General features: G+C 67.8%; 19 protein-coding genes and 1 pseudogene. 10 read left to right on the plus strand and 10 right to left on the minus strand.

All coding sequences use genetic code 11. The features are described from left to right. Nucleotides 1-89: 89 nt before the first annotated feature. Nucleotides 90-1,076, plus strand: a complete 987-nt coding sequence (locus tag WS96_RS09575; protein WP_082720233.1) for an acyltransferase domain-containing protein — start codon at nucleotides 90-92, stop codon at nucleotides 1,074-1,076. After that, nucleotides 1,073-2,992: an acyl-CoA dehydrogenase gene (locus tag WS96_RS09580; RefSeq protein ID WP_059832201.1), complete on the plus strand. Its 1,920-nt coding sequence runs from the start codon at nucleotides 1,073-1,075 to the stop codon at nucleotides 2,990-2,992. The genes WS96_RS09575 and WS96_RS09580 overlap by 4 nt, the downstream gene beginning before the upstream one ends. A gap of 29 nt (nucleotides 2,993-3,021) precedes the next feature. Here the strand turns inward: WS96_RS09580 and WS96_RS09585 are convergent, their stop codons facing one another. Beyond that, nucleotides 3,022-3,642, minus strand: coding sequence for a TetR/AcrR family transcriptional regulator (locus WS96_RS09585; protein ID WP_034207384.1), 621 nt, complete (start codon nucleotides 3,640-3,642; stop codon nucleotides 3,022-3,024). A 188-nt stretch (nucleotides 3,643-3,830) separates the two neighbouring features. Between WS96_RS09585 and WS96_RS09590 the strand changes: the two genes are divergently transcribed. The 4 genes from WS96_RS09590 (at nucleotide 3,831) to WS96_RS09605 (ending at nucleotide 10,795) form a co-directional block, all read left to right on the plus strand. Continuing rightward, on the plus strand, nucleotides 3,831-4,940 hold the full coding sequence (locus WS96_RS09590; RefSeq protein ID WP_059832203.1) for an efflux RND transporter periplasmic adaptor subunit: 1,110 nt from the start codon (nucleotides 3,831-3,833) through the stop codon (nucleotides 4,938-4,940). Continuing rightward, nucleotides 4,937-8,086: an efflux RND transporter permease subunit gene (locus tag WS96_RS09595; protein ID WP_059832205.1), complete on the plus strand. Its 3,150-nt coding sequence runs from the start codon at nucleotides 4,937-4,939 to the stop codon at nucleotides 8,084-8,086. Before WS96_RS09590 ends, WS96_RS09595 begins: the two co-directional genes overlap by 4 nt. A gap of 2 nt (nucleotides 8,087-8,088) precedes the next feature. After that, nucleotides 8,089-9,642, plus strand: a complete 1,554-nt coding sequence (locus WS96_RS09600) for an efflux transporter outer membrane subunit (RefSeq protein WP_059832207.1) — start codon at nucleotides 8,089-8,091, stop codon at nucleotides 9,640-9,642. 124 nt (nucleotides 9,643-9,766) lie between these two features. After that, the gene (locus tag WS96_RS09605; protein ID WP_059832209.1) at nucleotides 9,767-10,795 is read left to right on the plus strand and encodes a MerR family transcriptional regulator; all 1,029 of its coding nucleotides are present in this window, start codon (nucleotides 9,767-9,769) and stop codon (nucleotides 10,793-10,795) included. A gap of 159 nt (nucleotides 10,796-10,954) precedes the next feature. Here the strand turns inward: WS96_RS09605 and WS96_RS09610 are convergent, their stop codons facing one another. After that, a complete protein-coding gene (locus WS96_RS09610) occupies nucleotides 10,955-12,352 on the minus strand; it encodes a sigma-54 interaction domain-containing protein (RefSeq protein WP_059832211.1) in 1,398 nt (465 codons plus the stop codon). Nucleotides 12,353-12,605: 253 nt separating this feature from the next. Between WS96_RS09610 and WS96_RS09615 the strand changes: the two genes are divergently transcribed. The 3 genes and pseudogenes from WS96_RS09615 to WS96_RS09625 all read left to right on the plus strand — a co-directional run bounded on the left by WS96_RS09615 (nucleotide 12,606) and on the right by WS96_RS09625 (nucleotide 15,686). After that, nucleotides 12,606-13,490: an MBL fold metallo-hydrolase gene (locus WS96_RS09615; protein ID WP_059832213.1), complete on the plus strand. Its 885-nt coding sequence runs from the start codon at nucleotides 12,606-12,608 to the stop codon at nucleotides 13,488-13,490. Nucleotides 13,491-13,634: 144 nt separating this feature from the next. After that, nucleotides 13,635-14,861 (plus strand): annotated as a pseudogene (locus WS96_RS09620) (NAD(P)/FAD-dependent oxidoreductase); the annotation flags it as partial. A gap of 18 nt (nucleotides 14,862-14,879) precedes the next feature. Continuing rightward, nucleotides 14,880-15,686 (plus strand): sulfite exporter TauE/SafE family protein, encoded by an 807-nt coding sequence (locus tag WS96_RS09625; RefSeq protein WP_059832217.1) that lies wholly within the window; start codon nucleotides 14,880-14,882, stop codon nucleotides 15,684-15,686. Nucleotides 15,687-15,727: 41 nt separating this feature from the next. Here WS96_RS09625 and WS96_RS09630 read toward each other — a convergent pair whose 3' ends face one another. The 6 genes from WS96_RS09630 to WS96_RS09655 form a co-directional block, all read right to left on the minus strand. After that, on the minus strand, nucleotides 15,728-16,177 hold the full coding sequence (locus WS96_RS09630; RefSeq protein ID WP_156443617.1) for a hypothetical protein: 450 nt from the start codon (nucleotides 16,175-16,177) through the stop codon (nucleotides 15,728-15,730). Then, on the minus strand, nucleotides 16,168-16,503 hold the full coding sequence (locus WS96_RS09635) for a hypothetical protein (protein ID WP_059832220.1): 336 nt from the start codon (nucleotides 16,501-16,503) through the stop codon (nucleotides 16,168-16,170). The genes WS96_RS09630 and WS96_RS09635 overlap by 10 nt, the downstream gene beginning before the upstream one ends. 169 nt (nucleotides 16,504-16,672) lie before the next feature. Beyond that, entirely contained in the window at nucleotides 16,673-17,500 is an 828-nt protein-coding gene (locus WS96_RS09640; protein ID WP_059832222.1) for an ABC transporter permease subunit, read from the minus strand. Continuing rightward, nucleotides 17,497-18,423 carry an ABC transporter permease subunit gene (locus WS96_RS09645; protein WP_034207393.1) on the minus strand — a complete coding sequence of 309 codons (927 nt, stop codon included), beginning with the start codon at nucleotides 18,421-18,423 and terminating at the stop codon, nucleotides 17,497-17,499. The genes WS96_RS09640 and WS96_RS09645 overlap by 4 nt, the downstream gene beginning before the upstream one ends. Continuing rightward, nucleotides 18,420-19,580 (minus strand): ABC transporter ATP-binding protein, encoded by a 1,161-nt coding sequence (locus WS96_RS09650; RefSeq protein WP_059785905.1) that lies wholly within the window; start codon nucleotides 19,578-19,580, stop codon nucleotides 18,420-18,422. The genes WS96_RS09645 and WS96_RS09650 overlap by 4 nt, the downstream gene beginning before the upstream one ends. An 86-nt stretch (nucleotides 19,581-19,666) precedes the next feature. Next, nucleotides 19,667-20,761 (minus strand): polyamine ABC transporter substrate-binding protein, encoded by a 1,095-nt coding sequence (locus WS96_RS09655; RefSeq protein ID WP_034207395.1) that lies wholly within the window; start codon nucleotides 20,759-20,761, stop codon nucleotides 19,667-19,669. A 419-nt stretch (nucleotides 20,762-21,180) separates the two neighbouring features. On the opposite strand from WS96_RS09655, the gene WS96_RS09660 reads away from it, so the two are divergent. Continuing rightward, on the plus strand, nucleotides 21,181-21,384 hold the full coding sequence (locus WS96_RS09660; protein WP_006493160.1) for a DUF1289 domain-containing protein: 204 nt from the start codon (nucleotides 21,181-21,183) through the stop codon (nucleotides 21,382-21,384). A gap of 75 nt (nucleotides 21,385-21,459) precedes the next feature. On the opposite strand, the gene WS96_RS09665 is transcribed toward WS96_RS09660, so the two are convergent. Continuing rightward, nucleotides 21,460-22,095, minus strand: a complete 636-nt coding sequence (locus tag WS96_RS09665; protein WP_059832224.1) for an OmpW/AlkL family protein — start codon at nucleotides 22,093-22,095, stop codon at nucleotides 21,460-21,462. A gap of 65 nt (nucleotides 22,096-22,160) precedes the next feature. Beyond that, a complete protein-coding gene (locus WS96_RS09670) occupies nucleotides 22,161-23,351 on the minus strand; it encodes an NAD(P)H-dependent flavin oxidoreductase (RefSeq protein WP_059832225.1) in 1,191 nt (396 codons plus the stop codon). Nucleotides 23,352-23,365: the final 14 nt, after the last annotated feature.

Below are 23,365 nucleotides of genomic sequence, written 5' to 3' on the forward strand. Positions count from 1 at the left end.
GCGCTTGAAAACCAGACGATCATTTAAAAATTACAAAAAGCCAAGCTTCCGCTGCAAAACGATCGATTCAAAACCGCTACGAGGGAAAAATGGAAATCAGTTCCAGCTATTCAAGCATGCCCGCAATCTATGTGATTCCGGGCCAGGGAGATAGTCCGTCCGCCGCGTTGAAATCGCTTTACGAGCGAAGTCCTCCGGCCCGCGAATGTATCGACGAGACGCTCGACGACATCGAAGCCACGCTACGCGAGGAGCCCTATGACCACGCGCCGCGGCTGCTGCGAGACGTGCTGCTCGGAAATGCCTCGGCCGCCGTTCCCGTCGGCATCCCGCAACTGTCGGCATTCGCCACCGCGGTCTGCGTGCACCGCTTCCTGGAACGGCAGCGCGTGCAGCCTGTTGCGATCATCGGCCAGAGCCTCGGCGAAATCGGATCGCTCGTCTGCTCGGGCGTGTGGTCCGTCGCCGACGGCGTGCGTGCCGTCCTCGCGCTGAACGACGCATTCCGGCCGTTCGCGGGGCGCGGCGGCATGACGGCGGTCGCGGCGTCGGAAACCGATACGCGGGCGCTTCTCGACGAAATTGCCCACGAGCGGCTGGTGCTGGCATGCGTCAACGCGCCGCGCCAGACGGTCGTCAGCGGCCCGCATACGGCGCTCGACACGTTGGCCGCATTTGCGAGCCGCCGAGGTATCAAGCTGCACGCGCTGCCGATTCCGTATCCGGCTCACCATCCCGCGCTGTGGACGGCCGCGGATCGGTTCCACGAGGCGATCGCGCGATTGCCGCGCAACCGCTTCCGCGTACCCGTCTATTCGGCCGTCGCGTGTCGGCGCTACACGGATACCGACGACATCGCTCGCGCGCTGGCGGACTGTTTCACCAAACCGTATTACATGCCGGCCGTTCTCGAGCACAGCCAGGTCGCGCCGGATTCGATCTATATCGACCTGAGCATGACCGGCATCATGAATCGCAGCATTAAAGCCGCGCTGCCGAATGCGCGAACTTATTCACCGACTCGCGAAACGGATTCCTTTCCATTCGATTTAAATCGCAAGGGGGCCCTGCAATGAATGCATACCAACTGGAAAATGGCGGAATATCCGGATCGCCGTCGGCCCGACCGACCATCGCACCCGAAATCGATGAAATCCGCGATACGCTTTCCGGCCTCACGACGCCAGACCATCGCCGTCTGCTGATCCAGTTGCTGTCGGGCGCGGACTTCGACAAGCCGCTCGATCGGCATTCGGTCGACCTGCATCGCTCGACCTACGATCGCCTCGTCAAGCTTGCCGGCAGGTTGCCGGCCACGGCGGGCAGCCTGTCCGACCCGTCGCTGCTGTCGGCGATCGCCGAATGGACAGCCGTCAACGATCCGTCGCTATGCATCGCCGCGCTGATCCACTACGGGCTCTGCATCGGCTCGCTCGTCGAACTCGGCAAGGGCAACGCCCGTGCGCAGGCATACGCGAGCGAACTGGCTGCGGGCCGCAAGGTCGGCGCGTTCATGATTACCGAAATCGGCGGCGGGAACAGCCAGCTCGCGACCCGCACCGAAGCGCGCTTCGACGCGGCCAGCCGGACCTTCGTGCTGCATACGCCGGATGACGGCGCGCTGAAGTTCACCAACGTCGGCGTCAACGATCTCGACAAGCTCGGCATCGTCTGCGCGCGCGTCATCGTCGACGAACGCGACTGCGGCGTTTTCGCGTTCGCCGTCGACTTGTCCACCCGCGAGGGTCCGCTGCCAGGTGTGCGTCTGTCCGCACCCGCCGAAATCCCGCTGGTACCGTTCGATTACGGCCTCGCCGGCTTCGATCGCGTGACGATCCCGTTCGACGCATGGCTGTCCGACGGTGCGTCGATCGACGCCGACGGGCGATTCCACGATCCGCTCGGCGACCCGAACGGCCGCCTGGTCCGCACGCTGACCGCGCCGGAAAACGTATGGGCGATGGGCGCGATCGGGCTGGCCGCCGTATCGCGCACCTGCGTCGCCCAGGCGCTGCACTACTCGACGCATCGCTCGAGCATGGCCCGCATCGCGCCCGAAACGTCTCTCATGCGCTACAGCACGCAGCAGCGTGCGCTGTTACGCGCGCTCGCGACGTCGTACGTGATGACCTGCTTCGCGAACGAAGCCGCGCGCGAATGGGCGCTGGCGCTGCAGGGTCGCGCGCAGCCGGATCGTACGGTCTCGTCGTTCATGATGTGGGCGCCGTGGAGTTCGACCAATCGCAAGCTCGCGCTCGTCAAGGCGCTGACCGCATGGGCCACCGAGGAAGTGGCGGCCGAATGCCGGCTGCGTTGCGGGGTGGCCGGCGATCTTCTCGTCAACCGGTATCTCGACTATCAGGGGCTCGGCCACGTGTTCAACGATGCGGGCGGCAACAACTTCCTGATTCTGCTCGACACGGCGCGCACGCTTGCGGCAGCGCCTGCCGCGTCGACCGGCCTGGATGAAGGCGCAAGCAACTGGCCCGAGGCAGCGCGTGATGCAATCGCCGCCCTACGGGCACGCGAGCGCCGGCTGATCCGCTCGCTCGCCGATCAGGTCGACGACCGGAGCGCAGGCGGTGCCGATTCGCTGGACGTATGGAATCCGTTGTTGCCGAGTGCACGCGATGCGGCGGAGGCATACGGGCTGAACCTCGCGCTGGATGCCGCGCTGGCCGCGACCGATACGGTCGCGAGCGAGCCGGCGCGCGCATTGCTGCGAGATCTCGCTGCGCTGTTCGCCATCGACCGGGCCCAGCGGCACGGCGGCTGGCTGATCAGCGAAGGCGTGATGGACCCGTCGGGATACCGGCAACTCGACGCGGCAGCCGACGCGTTGTGCGCGCGCCTCGTTCCGTACGTCGACACCTTCGTCGAAGCGTTCGGGCATCCGCACCCGGTCGTCCGGTCGCCGATCGCGGACCGGGCGCATGACTATGCGGCGTCGCTGGCCCGCACGCTGCGCGTACCGCCCGGGGATGCACACTGAAGCGACGAAGGAAAGGCGCGCGCCGGCCGTCAGTCCGGCGCGCGCCCCAGCACGACCCGCGCGAAGAACCCCGCGAGCACCGCTTCCGCCGCGTCGACCGACACGTGCTGCGGATCGGCCGTGTAGTACGACTGCACACCGTCGCACAGGCACATCAGCCCGAACGCGAGCGTGTCGGCCGGCAGCAGCAGCGGCGTGCCCGACCGTTCGGCGAAGCGCTGGATGAATTCGGCCATCTGCACGCGCTTGCCGTGCAGGAACTGGTTGAAGCGCACGCGGAACTTCGCGTCGCGCGCGGCCTGCAGCTTCGCCTCGCCCCACAGCAGCGAGTATTCGTCGTCGCGAAACAGCGTCCGGTAATACGCGAGCGCCATCGATTCCATCTGCTCGCGCGTGCCGCCCCCTTCGAAAATCGCCTCGAAGTCGGCGCGCACCTCGTCGTGATTGCGCTCCAGCAATTCCAGCAACAGGTCGGACTTGCTGCGGAAATTCGAGTAGAACGCACCGCGCGTATAGCCGGCCGCCGCCGCGATGTCCTCGACGCTCGCGGCCACATAGCCTTTCTTCAGAAAAATTCGATGCGCGGCTTTCAGCAGACGTTCGCGCGTCTGGTCCCTGCTCTGCTCGCGAGTTAAGCGCTGTGGTTTCATGACGCGCAGTCTAGCATCCCCTCCCTTTCAGATTCATCTTTGCATTCAAATACAGGTGTGTATTAGAATTCGCCACAGTTTCCGAAGATGTCGTTCGTCTGTCCGCGTGCGCCGGTGCCGGCGCCGCTCGGGGCAAGCGCCCGCCGCGCTTGCCGGCTTCGTACCGCTCCACCTCACCTGGGGGTTTCGTGAATCGCTCCGGTTCCCGCGCCGCGCTGCTGATCGGCGCCGCGCTCGTCCTTGCCGCCTGTCATCCGAAAGAATCCGCACCGCCCGCCCCGCGCCCCGTCGTCGCGCTGCCCGCACGGGCCGACACCCTCGCGGCCGCGCGCACGCTGCCCGGCGACATCCAGCCGCGCTACGCCACCCCGCTGTCGTTTCGCATCGCCGGCAAGATCATCGAGCGCCGGGTGCGGCTCGGCGATACGGTGAAGGTCGGCCAGGTCGTTGCGCTGCTCGATCCGTCCGACGTCGAGAAGAACGCCGCGAGCGCGCAGGCGCAACTCGATGCCGCGACGCACACCCTCGCGTTCGCGAAGCAGCAGCTCGATCGCGATCGCGCGCAGGCCCGCGAAAACCTGATCGCGACCGCGCAGCTCGAGCAGACCCAGAACAGCTACACGTCGGCGCTCGCGCAACGCGACCAGGCGCAGCAGCAGCTCGCGCTCGCGAAGAACCAGCTGCGCTACGCGACGCTCGTCGCCGATCATGCGGGCACCATCACCGCCGAACAGGCCGATACCGGCCAGAACGTGTCGGCCGGCCAGCCGGTCTACCAGCTCGCGTGGTCGGGCGACGTCGACGTGGTCAGCGACGTGCCCGAGGCCGCGCTCGCATCGCTTGCGCCCGGTCATGCGGCCACCGTCACGCTGCCGGCAGTGCCGGGCCGCCGGTTCGCCGCGAAAGTCCGCGAAATCGCGCCGGCCGCCGATCCGCAAAGCCGCACCTATCGCGTGAAGCTCACGCTCGGCGCGCCCGATCCGGCGATCCGGCTCGGGATGACCGCGGACGTCGCGTTCGACGGCGCACCGGCCGCCGCCGATACGCAGCCGATCACGCTGCCTGCGACCGCGCTGTTCCACGACGGCGCGCACCCGGCCGTCTGGGTCGTGCGCGCGAAGGACGACACGCTCGAGCTGCGCCGCGTCGACGTCGCCCGCTTCAACGAGCGCACCGTCACCGTGTCGCACGGGCTGCAACCGGGCGAGCGCGTCGTGCTGCAGGGCGTGCATACGGTCAGCGCGGGCGAGAAGGTGCGGGCGATCGCGCCGCTGCATCCGGAGGACTTCGCATCGTGAGCGTCTCCCACGAAGAAGGCCGGTTCAACCTGTCCGCATGGGCGCTGCGCCACCAGGCGCTGGTCGTCTACCTGATCGCGCTCGCGACGCTCGCGGGCATCCTCGCGTACACGCGGCTCGCGCAATCCGAAGACCCGCCGTTCACGTTCCGCGTGATGGTGATCCGCACGTTCTGGCCTGGCGCGAGCGCGCGGCAGGTACAGGAACAGGTGACCGACCGGATCGGCCGCAAGCTGCAGGAAACGCCGGCCATCGACTTCCTGCGCAGCTATTCGCGCCCCGGCGAATCGCTGATCTTCTTCACGATGAAGGACTCGGCGCCGGTGAAGGACGTGCCCGAGACCTGGTACCAGATCCGCAAGAAAGTGGGCGACATCGGCTATACGCTGCCGCCCGGCGTGCAGGGCCCGTTCTTCAACGACGAATTCGGCGACGTCTACACCAACATCTGGACGCTCGAGGGCGACGGCTTCACGCCCGCGCAACTGCACGACTACGCGGACCAGTTGCGCACCGTGCTGCTGCGCGTGCCGGGCGTCGGCAAGGTCGACTATTTCGGCGACCCCGACCAGCGGATCTTCATCGAGGTGAACAACGCGCAGCTCACGCGGCTCGGCATCTCGCCGCAGCAGCTCGGGCAGGCGATCAACGCGCAGAACGACGTGTCGTCGGCCGGCGTGCTGACGACCGCCGACGATCGCGTGTTCGTGCGGCCGAGCGGCCAGTTCGACAACGTCGGCGCGATCGCCGACACGCTGATCCGCATCAACGGCCGCACGTTCCGGCTCGGCGATCTCGCCACGGTCCGGCGCGGCTACGACGATCCGACCGTCACGCAGATGCGCAGCAACGGCAAGGCCGTGCTCGGCATCGGCGTCACGATGCAGCCGGGCGGCGACGTGATCCGGCTCGGCAAGGCGCTCGACGCCGAATCGAAGCAGTTGCAGGCGCAACTGCCTGCGGGGCTGAAGCTCGTCGAGGTGTCGAGCATGCCGCACGCGGTCTCGCATTCGGTCGACGACTTCCTCGAAGCCGTCGCCGAAGCGGTCGCGATCGTGCTGGTCGTGAGCCTCGTGTCGCTCGGGCTGCGCACCGGGATGGTCGTCGTGATCTCGATTCCGGTCGTGCTCGCCGTCACCGCGCTGTTCATGTACCTGTTCGACATCGGGCTGCACAAGGTGTCGCTCGGCACGCTCGTGCTCGCGCTCGGGCTGCTCGTCGACGACGCGATCATCGCGGTCGAGATGATGGCCGTGAAGCTCGAACAGGGCTACAGCCGCGCGCGCGCCGCCGCGTTCGCGTACACCAGCACCGCGTTCCCGATGCTGACGGGCACGCTCGTCACGGTATCGGGCTTCCTGCCGATCGCGCTCGCGAAATCGAGCACCGGCGAATACACGCGCTCGATCTTCGAGGTGTCGGCGATCGCGCTGATCGCGTCGTGGTTCGCGGCCGTCGTGCTGATCCCGCTGCTGGGCTTCCACATGCTGCCCGAGCGCAAGCGGCACGCGCACGAGGCGCACCTGCCGGACGATCACGAGCACGACATCTACGACACCCGCTTCTACCGGCGGCTGCGCGGCTGGATCGACTGGTGCATCGAGCGACGCTTCGTCGTGCTGCTGATCACGGGCGCCCTCTTCGTCGTGGCGATGATGGGCTTCTCGCTGGTGCCGCAGCAGTTCTTCCCGAGCTCCGACCGGCCCGAGCTGCTGGTCGACCTGCGGCTGCCCGAAGGCGCGTCGTTCGCGGCGACGCTGCGCGAGACCGAGCGTCTCGAGAAAGTGCTCGACAAGCGCCCCGAGATCGATCATTCGGTGAACTTCGTCGGCAGCGGCGCGCCGCGCTTCTACCTGCCGCTCGACCAACAGCTGCAACTGCCGAACTTCGCGCAGTTCGTGGTCACCGCGAAATCGGTCGAGGATCGCGAGAAGCTCGCGACCTGGCTCGAAACCACGCTGCGCGACCGCTTCCCGGCCGTGCGCTGGCGGCTGTCGCGGCTCGAGAACGGGCCGCCGGTCGGCTATCCGGTGCAGTTCCGCGTGAGCGGCGACAGCATCGCGACGGTCCGCTCGATCGCCGAGAAGGTCGCGGCGACGATGCGCGGCGATGCGCGCACGGTCAACGTGCAGTTCGACTGGGACGAGCCGGCCGAACGCTCGGTGCGCTTCGAGCTCGACCAGAAGAAGGCGCGCGAGCTGAACGTCACGTCGCAGGACGTGTCGAGCTTCCTCGCGATGACGCTGTCCGGCACGACCGTCACGCAGTATCGCGAGCGCGACAAGCTGATCGCCGTCGACCTGCGCGCGCCGCAGGCCGATCGCGTCGATCCGGCGAAACTCGCGGGCCTCGCGCTGCCGACGCCGAACGGCCCCGTGCCGCTCGGCTCGCTCGGCCGCTTCACGCCGACGCTCGAATACGGCGTCGTGTGGGAGCGCGACCGCCAGCCGACCATCACCGTGCAGTCGGACGTGCGCGCCGGCGCACAGGGCATCGACGTCACGCATGCGGTCGACGCGAAGCTGAACGCGCTGCGCGCGCAGTTGCCGGTCGGCTATCGGATCGACATCGGCGGTTCGGTCGAGGAAAGCGCGAAGGCGCAGACGTCGATCAACGCGCAGATGCCGCTGATGGCGATCGCCGTGTTCACGCTGCTGATGATCCAGCTGCAGAGCTTCTCGCGCGTGCTGATGGTCGTGCTGACCGCGCCGCTCGGGCTGATCGGCGTGGTCGCGACGCTGCTGCTGTTCGGCCAGCCGTTCGGCTTCGTCGCGATGCTCGGCGTGATCGCGATGTTCGGGATCATCATGCGCAACTCGGTGATCCTCGTCGATCAGATCGAGCAGGACATCGCGGTCGGTCACGGCCGCGTCGACGCGATCATCGGCGCGACCGTGCGGCGTTTCCGGCCGATCACGCTGACGGCCGCGGCCGCCGTGCTCGCGCTGATTCCGCTGTTGCGCTCGAACTTCTTCGGGCCGATGGCGACCGCGCTGATGGGCGGCATCACGAGCGCGACCGTGCTGACGCTGTTCTACCTGCCTGCGCTGTACGCGACGTGGTTCCGCGTGAAGCGCGACGAACGCGACCCGCACGACGGCTCGCCGCCAGGCGGCAGCACGCCGGCCGCGCCGTCGGGAGCCTGACCATGGATCGATCGATGACCCTGAAAACCAAAGCCGTGCGGGCGCTCGCGCTGGCGAGCGTCGCCGGCCCGCTCGCGGGCTGCGCGTGGTTCGCGCCGAGCGGCGAGCCGCCCGCGATGCCGTCGCCCGCGCACTACGGCGCGGCGCCGCAAGTCGAGCAGACCGTGTCCGCGCACGGTGTCGCGCAGCAGTTCGAGGTCGGCGCGCAGCCGGTGCCGGACTGGTGGAAGCAGTACCGTTCCGATGCGCTGAACGCGCTCGTCGACGAAGGGCTGCGCAACAGCCCGACGCTGAGTGCGGCGTCGCATTCGCTCGATGCCGCGCGCGAACAGTTGCGCGGGCAGATCGGCAGTTCGATGCTGCCGTCGATCGACGCGGTCGGCCAGGCCGCGCGCCAGCGCGCGCTCGGCGTACCGATTCCCGCGCTCGGCGCGCCGACGTTGTTGTACGACACGTTCGTCGGGCAACTGCAGGCGAGCTACACGGTCGACCTGTTCGGCGTGTCGCGCTTCGCGAACCGCGCGCTCGCGAAACGCGTCGACGTCAGCGCGTTCCAGCTCGAATCCGCGCGGCGCGCGCTGGCCGCGAACATCGTGACCGCGTCGATCACCGTGGCGGTGCTCGATGCGCAGATCGACACGACCGAGCGGCTCGTCGCGCTCGCGAACGACCAGGCGCACGACGCCGAGCGCCGCCATGCGCTCGGTTCGGCATCGCGCAGCGACGCGCTGACGGCCCGGCAAAGCGCCGACACGTTCGCCGCGAGCCTGCCCGCGCTGCGCCAGCAGCGCGACTCGGCCCGCCATGCGCTCGCGGTGCTGGTCGGCCGCACGCCCGACCGGCCGCCGGCCGATCTCGCGCTCGCCGATCTGCACCTGCCCGAGCAGGTGCCCGTCGTCGTGCCGTCGGACCTGCTGCAAAGCCGCCCGGACATCCAGGCCGCCGACGCGGGGCTGAAGGCCGCCGCCGCCGAAGTGGGCCTCGCGACCGCGCAGATGTTTCCGCAACTGTCGCTGTCGGCGGCGATGGGCAAAGGCGGTTTCAGCTGGCCGACGATGCTGTCGGGTGCCGGCGCGATCTGGAACGTCGGCGCGTCGCTGAGCCAGCCGATCTTCCACGGCGGCGCGCTGCTCGCCCAGCGTCGCGCGGCGAAGGCGACCTACGAGGCCGCGGTCGACCAGTACAAGCAGGCGGTGCTCGGCGCGTTCCAGAACGTCGCCGATTCGCTCGCGGCGCTCGAGCACGACGCGCAGGTGCTCGATGCGTCGTCGCGCGCCGCGCTGTCCGCGCGGGGCGCCTACGACGACGCGGCCGCCCGCGTGCGGCTCGGCGCGCTGCCGCCGTCGGCCGCGCGCGCGAGCGAGTTGCAGTACCGCAATGCGCGGCTCGACGAGATTCGCGCGACCGGCGCACGGCTCGCGGATACCGCGCGGCTCTACCAGGCGATGGGCACGCCGCCGGCCGGCAACGGCGACGGGTCCCGTCAAACCGCCGGCGCAGCCGGCAAGGACGCGCGCGCCGCCGCCACGCCAGACGGTGCATCCTCGACCCAGTAGCGCGTTCCTTCGATCGGACGGGCGTGCGACGCCCCGATCACGTCCGTCCGATCGCCGATCTTCCGCTTGACCCTCACGTAGCGTAACGTTCGAGACTCCAGTGTGCGCACCAACGGAGGAACGAATGCGGCTGAAAGTGGGAGAACTGGCGAAACGCACCGGGCTGACCGTCCGCACGCTTCATCACTATCACGCAATCGGTCTGCTGACGCCTTCGGCGCGCGCCGACAACGGCTACCGGCTGTACGACCGCGACGACATCGCCCGGCTCCACCAGATCCAGGCCCTGCGTCGCTTCGGACTGTCGCTCGCCGAAATCGGCGATTACCTGAACCGGCCCGGCACCCCGCTCGTCGATCTCGTCGCCAGGCAGATCGCGTCGCTCGACCGCCAGCTCGCGCAAACCGCGCAGCTGCGCGAGCGGCTCGCGAGCCTGCATGCGCAGCTCGCGGCGGGCGCCGAGCCGGAACTGGCCGATTGGCTCACCACACTGGAGTTGATGACCGTGTACGACAAATATTTCTCCGAGGAAGAACTCGCTCGCCTGCCGATGTACCAGAAGAGCCAGGCCGGCGACGCCGAATGGATCGCGCTCGTTGCCGAAGTGCGGGCGCTGCACGATGCGGGCGTGCCCGCCGAGGACGAGCGCGTGCGCGCGCTCGCCGCGCGCTGGATGGCGCTGCTGGTACGCGACACGAACAACGATCCGCGCTTGCTCGCGAAGCTGAACCTGATGCACGAGCAGGAACCGTCGATGCAGTCGAAGATCGGCATTTCGACCGCATTGCGCGACTACGTGCTGCGTGCCTCGTCGGAAACGAAGATGCGGCTCTTCGAAAAGTACCTCGCGCCGGACGAGATCCGCTTCATGCGGGCGCACTATCGCGAACGCGCGACGGAATGGCCGCAACTGATGGCCGACGTGCGCGACGCGGTCGAATCGGGCGTGCAGCCCGATTCGCCGCAAGGCCGTGCGCTCGCGCAGCGCTGGCTCGAGCTGTTCTGCAGCTACGCGGGCCACGATCCGGCCACGCACGCGAAATTCCGCGCGGCGCTGGCGAACGAGCCGGCGCTGTCGAAGGATTCATGGGCCGACGACACGCTGATCGGTTTCGTGCGCGAAGCGATGACGCAGCTGGCGCCGGTGCGCTAATCGCATGATGCGCGGGCGGCAAGCGGGTTTCCTGCTTGTCGCCCGTTTCACCATCGGCAGCCGGTATCGCGTGCTGTGCGACGTACCCGGCGCATCCGGAGACGAACGCGCGATGATCGGCAAAGCCGTGTGCCGCCGCCCGCCGCCCGGCAGGCCCGTTCAGCGCTCGCGCGCGCCGAGGCCGAGCGCCTTCATCCGCCGGTACAGCGTACGCTCGCTCAATCCGAGCTGCGCGGCGAGCGCCTTGCGCGTGCCGTCGAACGCACGCGCGATACGGACCAGCTCCGCATCGGACACGCCGCGCGCGTCCCCCGCCTGCGCGTGCGGCGCCGCCGCTGCCGCGACGAGCTCGGCCGGCAGATGTTCGACGCGAATCGTCCCGTCGTCCGCGAACAGGCACGCGCGCTCGAGCACGTTGCGCAGCTCGCGGATGTTGCCGGGCCACGCATACGCGTCGAGGCACGCCCGCGCACGCTCGGTCAGCACGAATGGTCGGGCCGCGAATGGTCGCGCATTCGGGTCGCCCGCGTTGCCGCGCGCGTTCACGATCCGCCGCAGGATCGATTCGGCCAGCAGCGCGATGTCGCCGCGCCGTTCGCGCAGCGCCGGCAGCGGAATTGGAAACGCGTTGATCCGGTAGTAGAGGTCCTGACGAAACCGGCCGTCGTCGATCATCTCGCGCAGCGGCTTGTGCGTGGCCGCGACGAGCCGGAAATCGGCGCGCAGCGCTTCGACGCCGCCGACGCGCCGGAACGTGCCCGATTCGATCAGCCGCAGCAGCTTCACCTGCATCGGCAGCGGCACGTCGCCGATCTCGTCGAGAAACAGCGTGCCGCCCTGCGCGGTTTCGACGAGGCCCGGCTTGCGCTGGTTCGCGCCCGTGAACGCGCCCTTCTCGTAGCCGAACAGTTCGCTCTCGAACAGCGTCTCGGCGATCCCCGAGCAATCGACGACGACGAACGGCCCCATCGCGCGATCGCTCGCCTCGTGCAGCGCGCGGGCGAACAGCTCCTTGCCAGTGCCCGATTCGCCGAGCAGCAGCACCGGCAGCGTCGACGGCGCAACGCGCTGCAGCGCGCCGAGCGCCGCGTTGAACGCGTCGGCGCCGCCGACGAGCCCTTCCGCGCTCGGCTGCGCGGACGCGCTGCGCACCGTCGTCAGCCGCTCGACATACGCGATCACGTTGCCGTCCGCGTCGAAGATCGGCCGCAGCTCGACGTCGACATGCTCGGGGCCGCGCGGCGTGTGGTGGATGTGCAGCACGCGGTTCAGCCCGCGCGATTCGAGCGCCTGCTTCATCGGGCAATGCTCGCCGGCCTGATCGCACGGCACGTCGTAGTGATGCGACACCTGGAAACAGTGCCGGCCCACATGCTCGACGCCGGCCACGCCGAACTGGCGCCGGTACGCATCGTTCGCCGCGAGGATGCGGTAGGCGGGATCGACCACGATCATCGGCTGCGGGTCCTGCTCGAGATACGCGACGAGCGCGCGGACATCCGGCATCGCGTCGCGGCGCGGGGCAGGAACGATCGGAATGGTGTCGTGCGGATTCATGCGCAGGCTCGCTCGGCGAAGAGGCGCCCGGACGGACTGCCAGGCTGACTGCCAATTCTGCCACGACACTGTCAGTTGTGGCAGTCCCCGTCCGCCACCGGCTGTCGTTGCCGCCCTCGCGGCGGCGCCGGCGCACCGAAAACCCGAGCCGAATCAAGTCCCTCGCGCATCGGCCGGTGCCGCGCCGCCCGCTGGCACGCTTCTTGAAATGAAGATCGCGATTGCAGATGCAGAACCCGATCGAGGACATCCCGTGAGCAACGCCCCCGCCCTGTCGGTCGAAGGCTTTTTCGACCCGGCGACCCACACCGTGAGTTATCTGCTGCTCGATACGGCGAGCCGCGCGTGCGCGCTGATCGACAGCGTGCTCGACTACGACCCGAAATCCGGCCGCACGCGCACCGTCAGCGCCGACCGGCTGATCGCGCGTGTCGCCGAGCTCGGCGCGACCGTGCACTGGCTGCTGGAGACGCACGTGCACGCCGACCACCTGTCGGCCGCGCCGTACCTGAAAACGCAGGTCGGCGGCCGGATCGCGATCGGCTCGCACGTGCGCCGCGTGCAGCACGTGTTCGGCACGCTGTTCAACGCGGGCCCCGGCTTCGCGGAAGACGGCCGTCAGTTCGATCGGCTCGTCGACGACGGCGACACGCTCGCGCTCGGTACGTTGACGATCCGCGCGTTGCACACGCCGGGCCACACGCCCGCGTGCATGACCTACTGCGTGGCCGACGCGACGCAGCGCGCGGCGTTCGTCGGCGACACGCTGTTCATGCCCGACTACGGCACGGCCCGCTGCGACTTCCCGGGCGGCGACGCGCGCACGCTGTACCGCTCGATCGCGCGCGTACTCGCGCTGCCGCCCGACACGCGCCTGTACCTGTGCCACGACTACCAGCCGGGCGGCCGCGACGTGCAGTTCGTGACGACCGTCGCCGAGCAGCGCCGCACGAACGTGCACGTGAAGGACGGCGTGACCGAGGACGATTTCGTCGCGATGCGCACCGCGCGCGACGCGACGCTCGACATGCCCGTGCTGATGCTGCCGTCCGTGCAGGTCAACATGCGCGCCGGCCACCTGCCCGAGCCCGAAAACAACGGCGTGCGCTACCTGAAGATCCCGCTCGACGCGATCTGAGCCGCGCGCCCCGCCCCCTCCGGAGAACCCGACATGACCATTCGCAAGCTGACCGACGCGCAGTCGGTCCCGCCGCCGATCGCGGCGGCCGACCTGCCCCCGCTTCACGCGGCGGGCATCCGCCAGGCGGCGCCGGCCGCGGACGCGCGGCACGACATCGTGATCGTCGGCGCCGGCGCGGCCGGCATCGCGGTCGCGTCGAGCCTGCGCGCGCGCGACGCGTCGCTCGACATCGCGGTAATCGATCCCGCCGACGTTCACTATTACCAGCCCGGCTGGACGATGGTCGGCGCGGGCGTGTTCCGGCCCGGCGCCACCGCGCGGCCGATGACCGACGTGCTGCCGCGCGGCGTGCAGCGGATCCGGGCCGCCGTCGCGGGCTTCGAGCCCGACGCGCACGCGGTCGTGCTCGACGGCGGCCGACGCATCGGTTATCGCAGGCTCGTCGTGTGCCCGGGGCTCAAGCTCGACTGGCACGCGATCGACGGCCTCGCCGACACGCTCGGCCGCAACGGCGTCACGTCGAACTACCGCTACGAACTCGCGCCGTACACGTGGGAGCTCGTGCGCGCGTTCCGCGGCGGCAATGCGCTCTTCACGCAACCGCCGATGCCGATCAAGTGCGCGGGCGCACCGCAAAAGGCGATGTACCTGTCGTGCGACCACTGGCGACGCACCGGGCGCCTCGACGCCGCGAACGTCGAATTCCTGAATGCGGGCGGCGCGCTGTTCGGCGTCGCCGATTACGTGCCCGCGCTGATGGAATACGTGAAAAGCTACGACATCGCACTGTCGTTCGGCCATGACCTCGTCGCGATCGACGGGCCCGCGCGCCGTGCGACGTTCTCGCGCGCGCTGCCGGACGGCGGCAAGGAAACGGTCGAGCGTTCGTTCGACATGATCCACGTCGTGCCGCCGCAGAAGGCGCCCGACTTCGTGCGCGCGAGCCCGCTCGCCGACGCGGCCGGCTGGATCGACGTCGATCCGGCGACGCTGCGGCACACACGTTTTCCGGACATCTACGCCCTCGGCGACGTCACCAACACGACCAACGCGAAAACGGCCGCGGCCGCCCGCAAGCAGGCGCCCGTCGTCGCGCACAACCTGCTCGCGTCGCTCGGCCTCGCATGGGGCGACGCCGCGTACGACGGCTACGGCTCGTGCCCGCTCACCGTCGAGCGCGGCAAGATCGTGCTCGCCGAATTCCTGTACGGCGGCAAGGTCGCCCCGACCTTCCCCGCATGGCTGATCGACGGCAAGCGGCCGTCGCGGCTCGCGTGGCTGCTCAAGGAGCGCGTGCTGCCGCCGCTCTACTGGAAGGCGATGCTCAAGGGCCGCGAATGGCTCGCGAAGCCCGCGATCGCACGTTGACCGGAGCGCGATGACGTCATGCTGATTTCCCTCGTACTGGGCGGCTTCGTCGGCGCCGTGCTCGGCCTGACCGGCGCCGGTGGCGGCATTCTCGCGGTGCCCGCGCTCGTCGTCGGGATGAGCTGGCCGATGCAGCAGGCCACCCCCGTCGCACTCGTCGCGGTCGCGGGCAGTGCCGCGCTCGGCACGCTCGAAGGCTTCCGCCGCGGGCTCGTGCGCTATCGCGCGGCGCTGCTGATGGCCGTGGCCGGCGTGCCGCTGACCACGCTCGGCGTCCGGCTCGCGCACGTGCTGCCGCAGCGCCTGCTGCTCACGCTGTTCGCGCTGACGATGCTCGTCGTCGCCGGCCGCCTGCTGCGACAGGCCCTGCGGCGGCAGCCGGCCGATGCCGACGCGTCGCCGCTGTGCGTCGGCCGCGTGAATCCCGATACGGGCCGGCTCGTGTGGTCGTGGCCCGTGGGCATCGCGCTGGCGTCGACCGGCGCGGTCACGGGCTTGATGACCGGGTTGCTCGGCGTCGGCGGCGGCTTCGTGATCGTGCCGATGCTGCGCAAGTTCACGAACGTGTCGATGCATGGGGTGGTCGCGACGTCGCTGATGGTGATCGCGCTGGTCGGCACCGGCGGCGTGCTCGCGACGCTCGCATCGGGCACGCGCGCGCCGCTCGACGTGACGCTGTGGTTTACCGTCGCGACCGCGCTCGGCATGGCCGCCGGCCGCGGCGCGTCGCGCCGCCTCGCCGCGCGGCACGTGCAGGCCGGCTTCGCGGCCGTGCTCGTCTGTGTCGCGCTGGGGTTGCTGGCCAAGGCGGCGTTCGGCGGATAAATATCAAACGATGTCCGGCACGGCGCGCACGCCGCGCCGGATCAATCCTTGCGCGCCACGACGCCGAAATAATCGTAAAGCGCGGCGGCCCATAAGCCAGGCATCACGAACGAGAGTCCACCGCTTCCTTCATGCATCGCCGACGCCAGCCCGAGGATCGACAAAACGACGCCGATGACGGCCAGACATGGCGCGAGGCTCGCCCGATACCACGCGATGCGGGCAAAGCCCCGATGCCTCGGCAGGAGCGCCTTCGCAACGACGACACACGCACCGCAAGCAACACTTCCGGCGAGATACTCGGCTGCATGTTGCGGCGCCCACGCAAAATAAAGCGACGTGACGACGACAAAAGAAAGCGAAGCGAGGCAGATATATCGTTCAAGAAACACGCGAGTCGAAACCATCTCGTTGCATCCCATCATCATTGCAGCGCCGAATCCTTTTCGAACCGGGGATCCGGCACGTCTTCCGGCCAAACTCAGAGCCAACTGGTGAACTCCCACAAATCCTCGAATCTCGGCATTCGATTCGGGAAAAAGTAGGCCCACCCGTGTTCCTGAAGTTTGTCCGCGACATAGCCGCCGGCGGCGCCTCCCAATGCCGCGCCATATACCGCACCGGCGCCTGCGCCAATCAACGCGCCGCCCAGGGTGCCGACTCCCGGAACGACCGAGCCAACCATCGCACCGGCCGCGGCACCGATCTCGGGACCCAGTGCCTGCCCGGCGGCAATACCGGCCGCGGTACCCGCGATCACACCCATCAAACCTGCACCGGAAACCCGTTCGATCTCTTCTTGCCTGAGTTCAATCATCTGCACTCCAAATTGAAAAGTTCGATGACGTGGCCACAGACGCGACGATAATGAGAACGATTCTCAATGTCAATTTATGAGATAGACTCGGGCGCCGCAAGATGCAAAACGGGCGGCCCTCCATCCGAAGAGCCGCCCGAGCAGACCGCCTGGCAGAGGGTTCAGGCCGTTATGCCGCGGCCGCGAACCCCGCCATCCGCTTGCGTTCCTGACGCAGCATCACGAAGTTCGCGATCACGACGCCGGCCGTCACCGCGATGATGAACAGCGTCGCGAGCGCGTTCATCTCCGGGTTCAGGCCGAGGCGCACGCGCGAGAACACGACGAGCGGCAGCGTCGTCGAGCCGGGGCCCGACAGGAACGCCGACAGCACGAGGTCGTCGATCGACAGCGTAAACGACAGCAGCCAGCCCGCGATCAGCGCCTGCGAGATCAGCGGCAGCGTGATCGTGAAGAACACCTTCAGCGGCGTCGCGCCGAGATCGAGCGCGGCTTCTTCCAGCGACGGATTCAGCTCGCGCACGCGCGACTGCACGATGATCGCGACGTACGAGATGCACAGCATCACGTGGCCGAGCCAGATCGTGAACACGCCGCGCTCGGCCGGCCAGCCGATCCACTTCGCGAGCTCGATGAACAGCAGCAGCAGCGAGATCCCCTGGATCACCTCGGGAATCACGAGCGGCGCGTTGATCATCCCGCTGAAAAGCGCGAAGCCGCGAAAACGTCCCATCCGCGCGAGCACGAAGCCGGCCCACGTGCCGATGAACACCGACGCGAACGCGGTCAGCACGCCGATCTTCAGCGACAGCCACGCGGCCGTCAGCAGCTCGTCGTCGTCGACGAGCGCCGCGTACCAGCGAAACGAGAAGCCCGACCACACGGTGACGAGCTTCGACTCGTTGAACGAATAGACGATCAGGCTGATGATCGGGATGTACAGGAACGCGAAACCGACGAACAGCGCCGCGAACTGCAGGTAACGATTCGGCTTCATCGACGGCCTCCCTGTTCCTTCGCCTGGAAGTGCTGGAACATCGCCATCGGCACGAGCAGCAGCAACACCATCGCGCAAGTCACGGCCGACGCCATCGGCCAGTCCGCGTTGTTGAAGAACTCGTTCCACATCACGCGGCCGATCATCAGCGTATTCGCGCCGCCGAGCAGCTCCGGAATCACGTACTCGCCGACCGCCGGGATGAACACCAGCAGGCAGCCCGCGATGATCCCGTTCTTCGACAGCGGCAGCGTGATCTGCACGAATGCCTTCCACGGCTTCGCGCCGAGGTCGTACGCGGCTTCGAGCAGGCGCAAGTCCATCTTCACGAGGTGCGCGTAGAGCGGCATCACGAGGAACGGCAGGTACGAATACACCATCCCGATGTACACCGCGTAGTTCGTGCGGTACAGCTCGATCGGCGTATGGGTGAGCCCGATCCACATCAGGAAGTTGTTCAGGAGCCCGTTGTTCTTCAGGATCCCGATCCATGCGTACACGCGGATCAGGAACGACGTCCAGAACGGCAGCATCACGCCCATCATCAGCAGGTTGCGGGTGGCCGGGTTCGACCGCGCGATGTAGTACGCCATCGGATAGCCGAGCAGCAGACACAGCAGCGTCGTGATCGCGGCGACCCACACCGAGTTCACGTAGGTCGCGAAATACAGGCTGTCCGTGAGCAGGAACGCGTAGTGCGACAGGTTCAGCGCGATGTGCACGACGCCGTCCGCGTACGACGCGAGCTCCGTATACGGCGGGATGCCGAGCTGCAGCTCCGCGAAGCTGATCTTCACGACCAGCACGAACGGCACGAGGAAGAACAGCACGAGCCACGTGAACGGCCCGGCGACGACCGCCGTGGCGCCCGTCAGGTTGAAGCGCCGCACCGGCCACGCGAGCAGGGACTTGAACGCGCTCATGACGTCAGCACCACGCCGGCGGTCGCGCTCCAGCGCACGTAGATCTCGTCGCCGAGCGCCGGCGTGTCGAGTTCGGAAATCGCGAGGCTCGACACGTTCGCGACCACCGTCTTGCCCGCGTCGAGCTTCACGTGATACAGCGAATAGCCGCCCATGTACGCGACGTTGCTGATCCGGCCGCGCGCCCAGTTGAACGCGCCTTCGGGCGGCTTGCGCGTGAGCGCGATCCGCTCGGGGCGCACCGACACCGTGACCGGCATGCCGAGCGGGCCCGAGATCCCGTGGCTCACGTACAGCCGGCTCGGCAGCTCCGGCGATTCGATGTACACGTGATCGGGTTCGTCCTCGACCGTCACGCCGTCGAACAGGTTCGTCGAGCCGATGAATTCGGCCGAGAAGCGGCTGTTCGGGTATTCGTACACTTCGTTCGGCGAGCCGATCTGCACGATCTGGCCTTCGCTCATCACGGCGAGGCGGTTCGCCATCGTCATCGCCTCTTCCTGGTCGTGCGTGACCATGATGCAGGTGACGCCGACCTTGTTCAGGATGTTGACGAGCTCGATCTGCGTACGCTGGCGGATCTGCTTGTCGAGCGCGGACATCGGCTCGTCGAGCAGCAGCAGTTTCGGACGCTTGACGAGCGAACGCGCGAGCGCGACGCGCTGCTGCTGGCCGCCCGACAGCTGGTGCGGCTTGCGCTTCGCGTACTTGCCCATCTGCACGAGTTCGAGCGCCGCGGCAACGCGCTCCTTGATCTCGGCCTTCGGCGTGCCTTCCTGCTTCAGTCCGAACGCGACGTTCGACTCGACCGACATGTGCGGGAACAGCGCATACGACTGGAACATCATGTTCACGGGCCGCTTGTACGGCGGCATCTGCGCGAGGTCCTCGCCGTCGATCAGGATCTTGCCCGACGTGACCGTCTCGAGGCCCGCGAGCATCCGCAGCAACGTCGACTTGCCGCAGCCCGAGCTGCCGAGCAGCGCGAACAGCTCGCCCTGGCGCACGGTCAGGTTGACGCTGCGCACGGCTTCGGTGTCGCCGAATTTCTTGACGACGTCGACGATCTGGACAAAGTTCTCGGCGCGCGCATCGGCGCCGGAGGAAGGAACGGAGAACGGCGCGCCCGCGACCGGCGCGCCCGACTGGCTATTCATGATGTGCTGCTTCTCTCCTGCGTTAGACGAACAAAGCCCCCGGGGGCACCAGGGGCTTCATGACTGCGGGTTCACTTCGGCTCGCGTCAGCGGCCCGACTTCAGCTCGGTCCACAGACGCGTCTGCAGACGCTGGATTTCAGGCGGCAGCGGCTTGAGCAGGAACAGCGTCTTCACGACGTCGGCCGGCGGGTAGACCGCCGGGTCGTTCGCGACGTCGGGACGCACGTACTTGCGTGCCTCGGCGTTGGCGCTCGGGTAGTACACCGCGTTGGTGATCGCCGCGTGCACCTTCGGATCCTCGATGTAGTTGATCCACTGCAGCGCGGCTTCCTTGTTCTTCGCATCCTTCGGGATCGCCATCACGTCGAACCACACCGGCGCACCGCCCTTCGGAATGTAGTACTCGATCTTGTACGGCTTCTTCGCCTCGATCGCGCGATGCTTCGCGATCACGACGTCGCCCGACCAGCCGAACGCGAAGCAGATGTCGCCGCCGACCAGGTCGTTGATGTAACCCGACGAGTTGAATTGCGTGATGTACGGACGGATCTTCTTCAGCACGTCCATCGCGGCCTTGTAGTCGGCCGGGTTCGTGCTCATCGGATCCTTGCCGATGTAGTGCAGCGCCGCCGCGAACATCTGGTCGGGCGCGTCGAGCACCGACACGCCGCAGGTCTTCAGCTTCGACAGGTTTTCCGGCTTGAACAGGATGTCCCAGTTGTCGAGCGGCACCTTGCCGAGCGCCTGCTGCGCCTTCGTCAGGTTGTACGCGAGACCGGTCGTGCCGTATGCCCAGGGCACCGAGTACTTGTTGCCCGGGTCCGCGCCGGCGACGAGCGCCATCAGTTGCGGATCGAGGTACTTGAGGTTCGGCAGCTTCGACTTGTCGAGCGGCGCGAAGATGCCGGCGGCGATCTGCTTGCCCGCGTAGTTGCTGGTCGGCACGACGATGTCGTAGCCCGAGCTGCCCGTCAGCAGCTTCGCCTGCAGCGTGTCGTCGCTGTCGTAGTTGTCATAGCGGACCTTGACACCCGCCTGCTTCTCGAAGTTCGGGATCGTGTCCTTCGCAATGTAGTCCGACCAGTTATAGACATTGAGCTGCGTATCCTTCGCCGCTGCCGCCGATGCCCCCACGCACAGCGCGAGCGCCGCGAACCGGCCCACTACCTTTGCTTTCATCCCGTTCTCCCTCCGGCCGGACGCGTTGCCCGGCTGCCGTCTGCCTCGTCATGGCGGCGCATTCTGGCGCGCCGCCCCTCGAAAACCCCGAAAACTACCATCATTCGCGCCCCGTCACAAAAAAATCATGCCGGTGTCGCGCAAACGGAACAGATTCCCGCTGCCGGCCGTTCGGCCTGCCCGTGCGGCGGGGCGTTCCGGGGGAATTCTATCGGGTAATCGGCGGCTGTCCACCGGGAAAAGCGGACGGCGACGAACCTTCGCTCACATGACGGGTACGCCCGCCCGGCGAACGCGGCCGGCGCCCGGCCGGCCCGTCCCGTCGCCGCGCCGGGGCGACCCGCCGGCGCCGGCGGTCGGCCGGGCCGCCGCGATGCATTAAAATGGCGGCTGACGATTCAACTGCGCGAACCCTCCCGATGGCATCCAATCTTCACGACCTCCCCGACAGCCCCTGCATCGGCGTGTGCTCGACGCTCTTCGACGAAGTCTGCAAGGGCTGCGGCCGCACGGCCGCCGAAGTCTCGAACTGGGTGTTCCTGAGCGACGACGAAAAGCGCGCGGTGTGGGAGCGCATCACGCGCGAAGGCACCGCGATGCGTTTCCAGTACGACAAGCTGTAAATCCGCCGCGCAAAAAAAGAGCGGCATGCCGACCGCCATGCCGCCAACCCCAACTCTGTTCTTGTTCCGTCGCGTCTAGAACTTCATCCCGACGCCCACGCCGACGATCAGCGGATCGATGTGCAGCGTGCCGATGCCCTTGTCGCCGAGCGTCGCATCGGTGCTCATCCAGATCTTCTTCACGTCGACGTTCATGAACACCTTCTTCGTCAGTTGCACGTCCACGCCGAACTGCAGCGCGGGGCCGAAGCTGCTCTTGTTGATCGACACGCCCTCTCCGCCGACGTTGAGCCCGTTGTTGTAGAAGTACGTGTAGTTCAAGCCGGCGCCGACGTACGGCCGCACCTTGCCCGCATGGTTGAAGTGATACTGCAGCAGCAGCGTCGGCGGCAGCACGCCCACGCCGCCGAGATTGCCGAGGCTCGACGTCAGTTGGTGCCGCGACGTGCCGAGGATCAGCTCGACGCCGAGGTAGTCGCGGATCATGTACGTGAAGTCGAGCTCGGGCACGATCGCGTTGTTCACGCCCGTGTTGATCGCGCCGAGCGTATCGCTCGCGCGCTCGTTCGGCTGGATGCTGATCGCGCGCAGCCGGACCAGTACGTCGCCCTGGTTGATGCCGTCGCCCGGCGACGCCGCGTGCGATGGCATCGCGACGATGCCGGCTGCGACGGCGGCTGCGGTGACACAAGTTCGAATCGTTTTATGCATGGTACGGACCCCCAAAGAATGGTTACCATTCTCCCTATAGGGTCTTTTCGCCATCTTGATATGGGTCAAGCCAGCGTAAACGTGGGACGGTTTGCCGCAGGCTCGGTCGCACTGCCCGTCAGCAGCAGGTCGAGCAGATCGCGCACGCTGCGGATCGCGCGGCCGAACGGCAACGCTTCGCGGCCGCGGAAGAACAGTCCGTTCGCGACGTCGCCGCGCAGCGCGGCCGCGAGCCGCGTATCGATGCAGAAGTGGCCGAATTTCTCGATGCCGTCGCGCAGCCCGCATACGCTCAGGCATTCGAGCGCGGTCGGACAGCGCTGCTTCAGCGCGCCGAGCTTGTCGCGAATGCGCGTCTCGTTGCGCAGGTAACGATCGAGCCACGGCGTCTTCACCGCGCGCGCCGGCAGCCCCGTCACGCTGACGAATTCGACGATGTCGTCGGGTGTCGCATCGGCGAGCACGCGCTTGAATTGCGGATGCGCGTCGCCTTCTTCCGTCACCGCGAACGGCGTCCCAACCTGCACGCCGTTCGCGCCGGCCGCGAACGCCGCGCGCACCGCGTCGTGACCGTTGATCCCGCCGGCCACGATCAGCGGGATCGTGTCGCGGGCGAGACCGAGCGACGCCATCACCTGTGCGGTTTCGTCGAGCACGCGCGCGAAATCGAAACGGCCGTCGTGCACGTCGTCGATCTGCGTGACGCCGAGGTGCCCGCCCGCGTGCGCCGGATGCTCGATCACGATCGCATCGGGCAGGCGCCCCTTCTTCATCCATTTCTTCAGTACCAGCGCGATCCCGCGGCTGTCCGACAGGATCGGAATCAGCGCGATGTCGCGCCCTTGCGTGAGGTCGGGCAGATCGAGCGGCAGGCCCGCGCCCATCACGATCGCGTCCGCGCCCTCGTCGCACGCGACCCGCACGTAGTCCGCATGCGCGCTCACCGCCTTCATCACGTTGACCGCGATCATCCCGCGCCCTTCGCCGTAGGTCTTCGCGAGACGGATTTCGCGCGCGAGCGCGTCGAGGTTCGCCGCTTCGAGCGTCGCGCGATCGGGTTGCGCGCGGCAACGCGCGAGCAGATCCGCATGATGGTGCCGCAGGTCGATGCTCGCGATCGTGCCGACCGCGCCTTCGCGCGCGACGCTGCCCGCCAGCCGGTGCGCGGAGATGCCGACGCCCATGCCGCCCTGCACGACGGGCAGCAAGGTGCGGCCGCGAATCGTCAGCGGCGGAAAGGAAGTGCGTACGGTCATCTGAAATCTCGTCG

The organism is Burkholderia sp. MSMB1835 (assembly GCF_001526365.1).
Classification (GTDB): domain Bacteria; phylum Pseudomonadota; class Gammaproteobacteria; order Burkholderiales; family Burkholderiaceae; genus Burkholderia.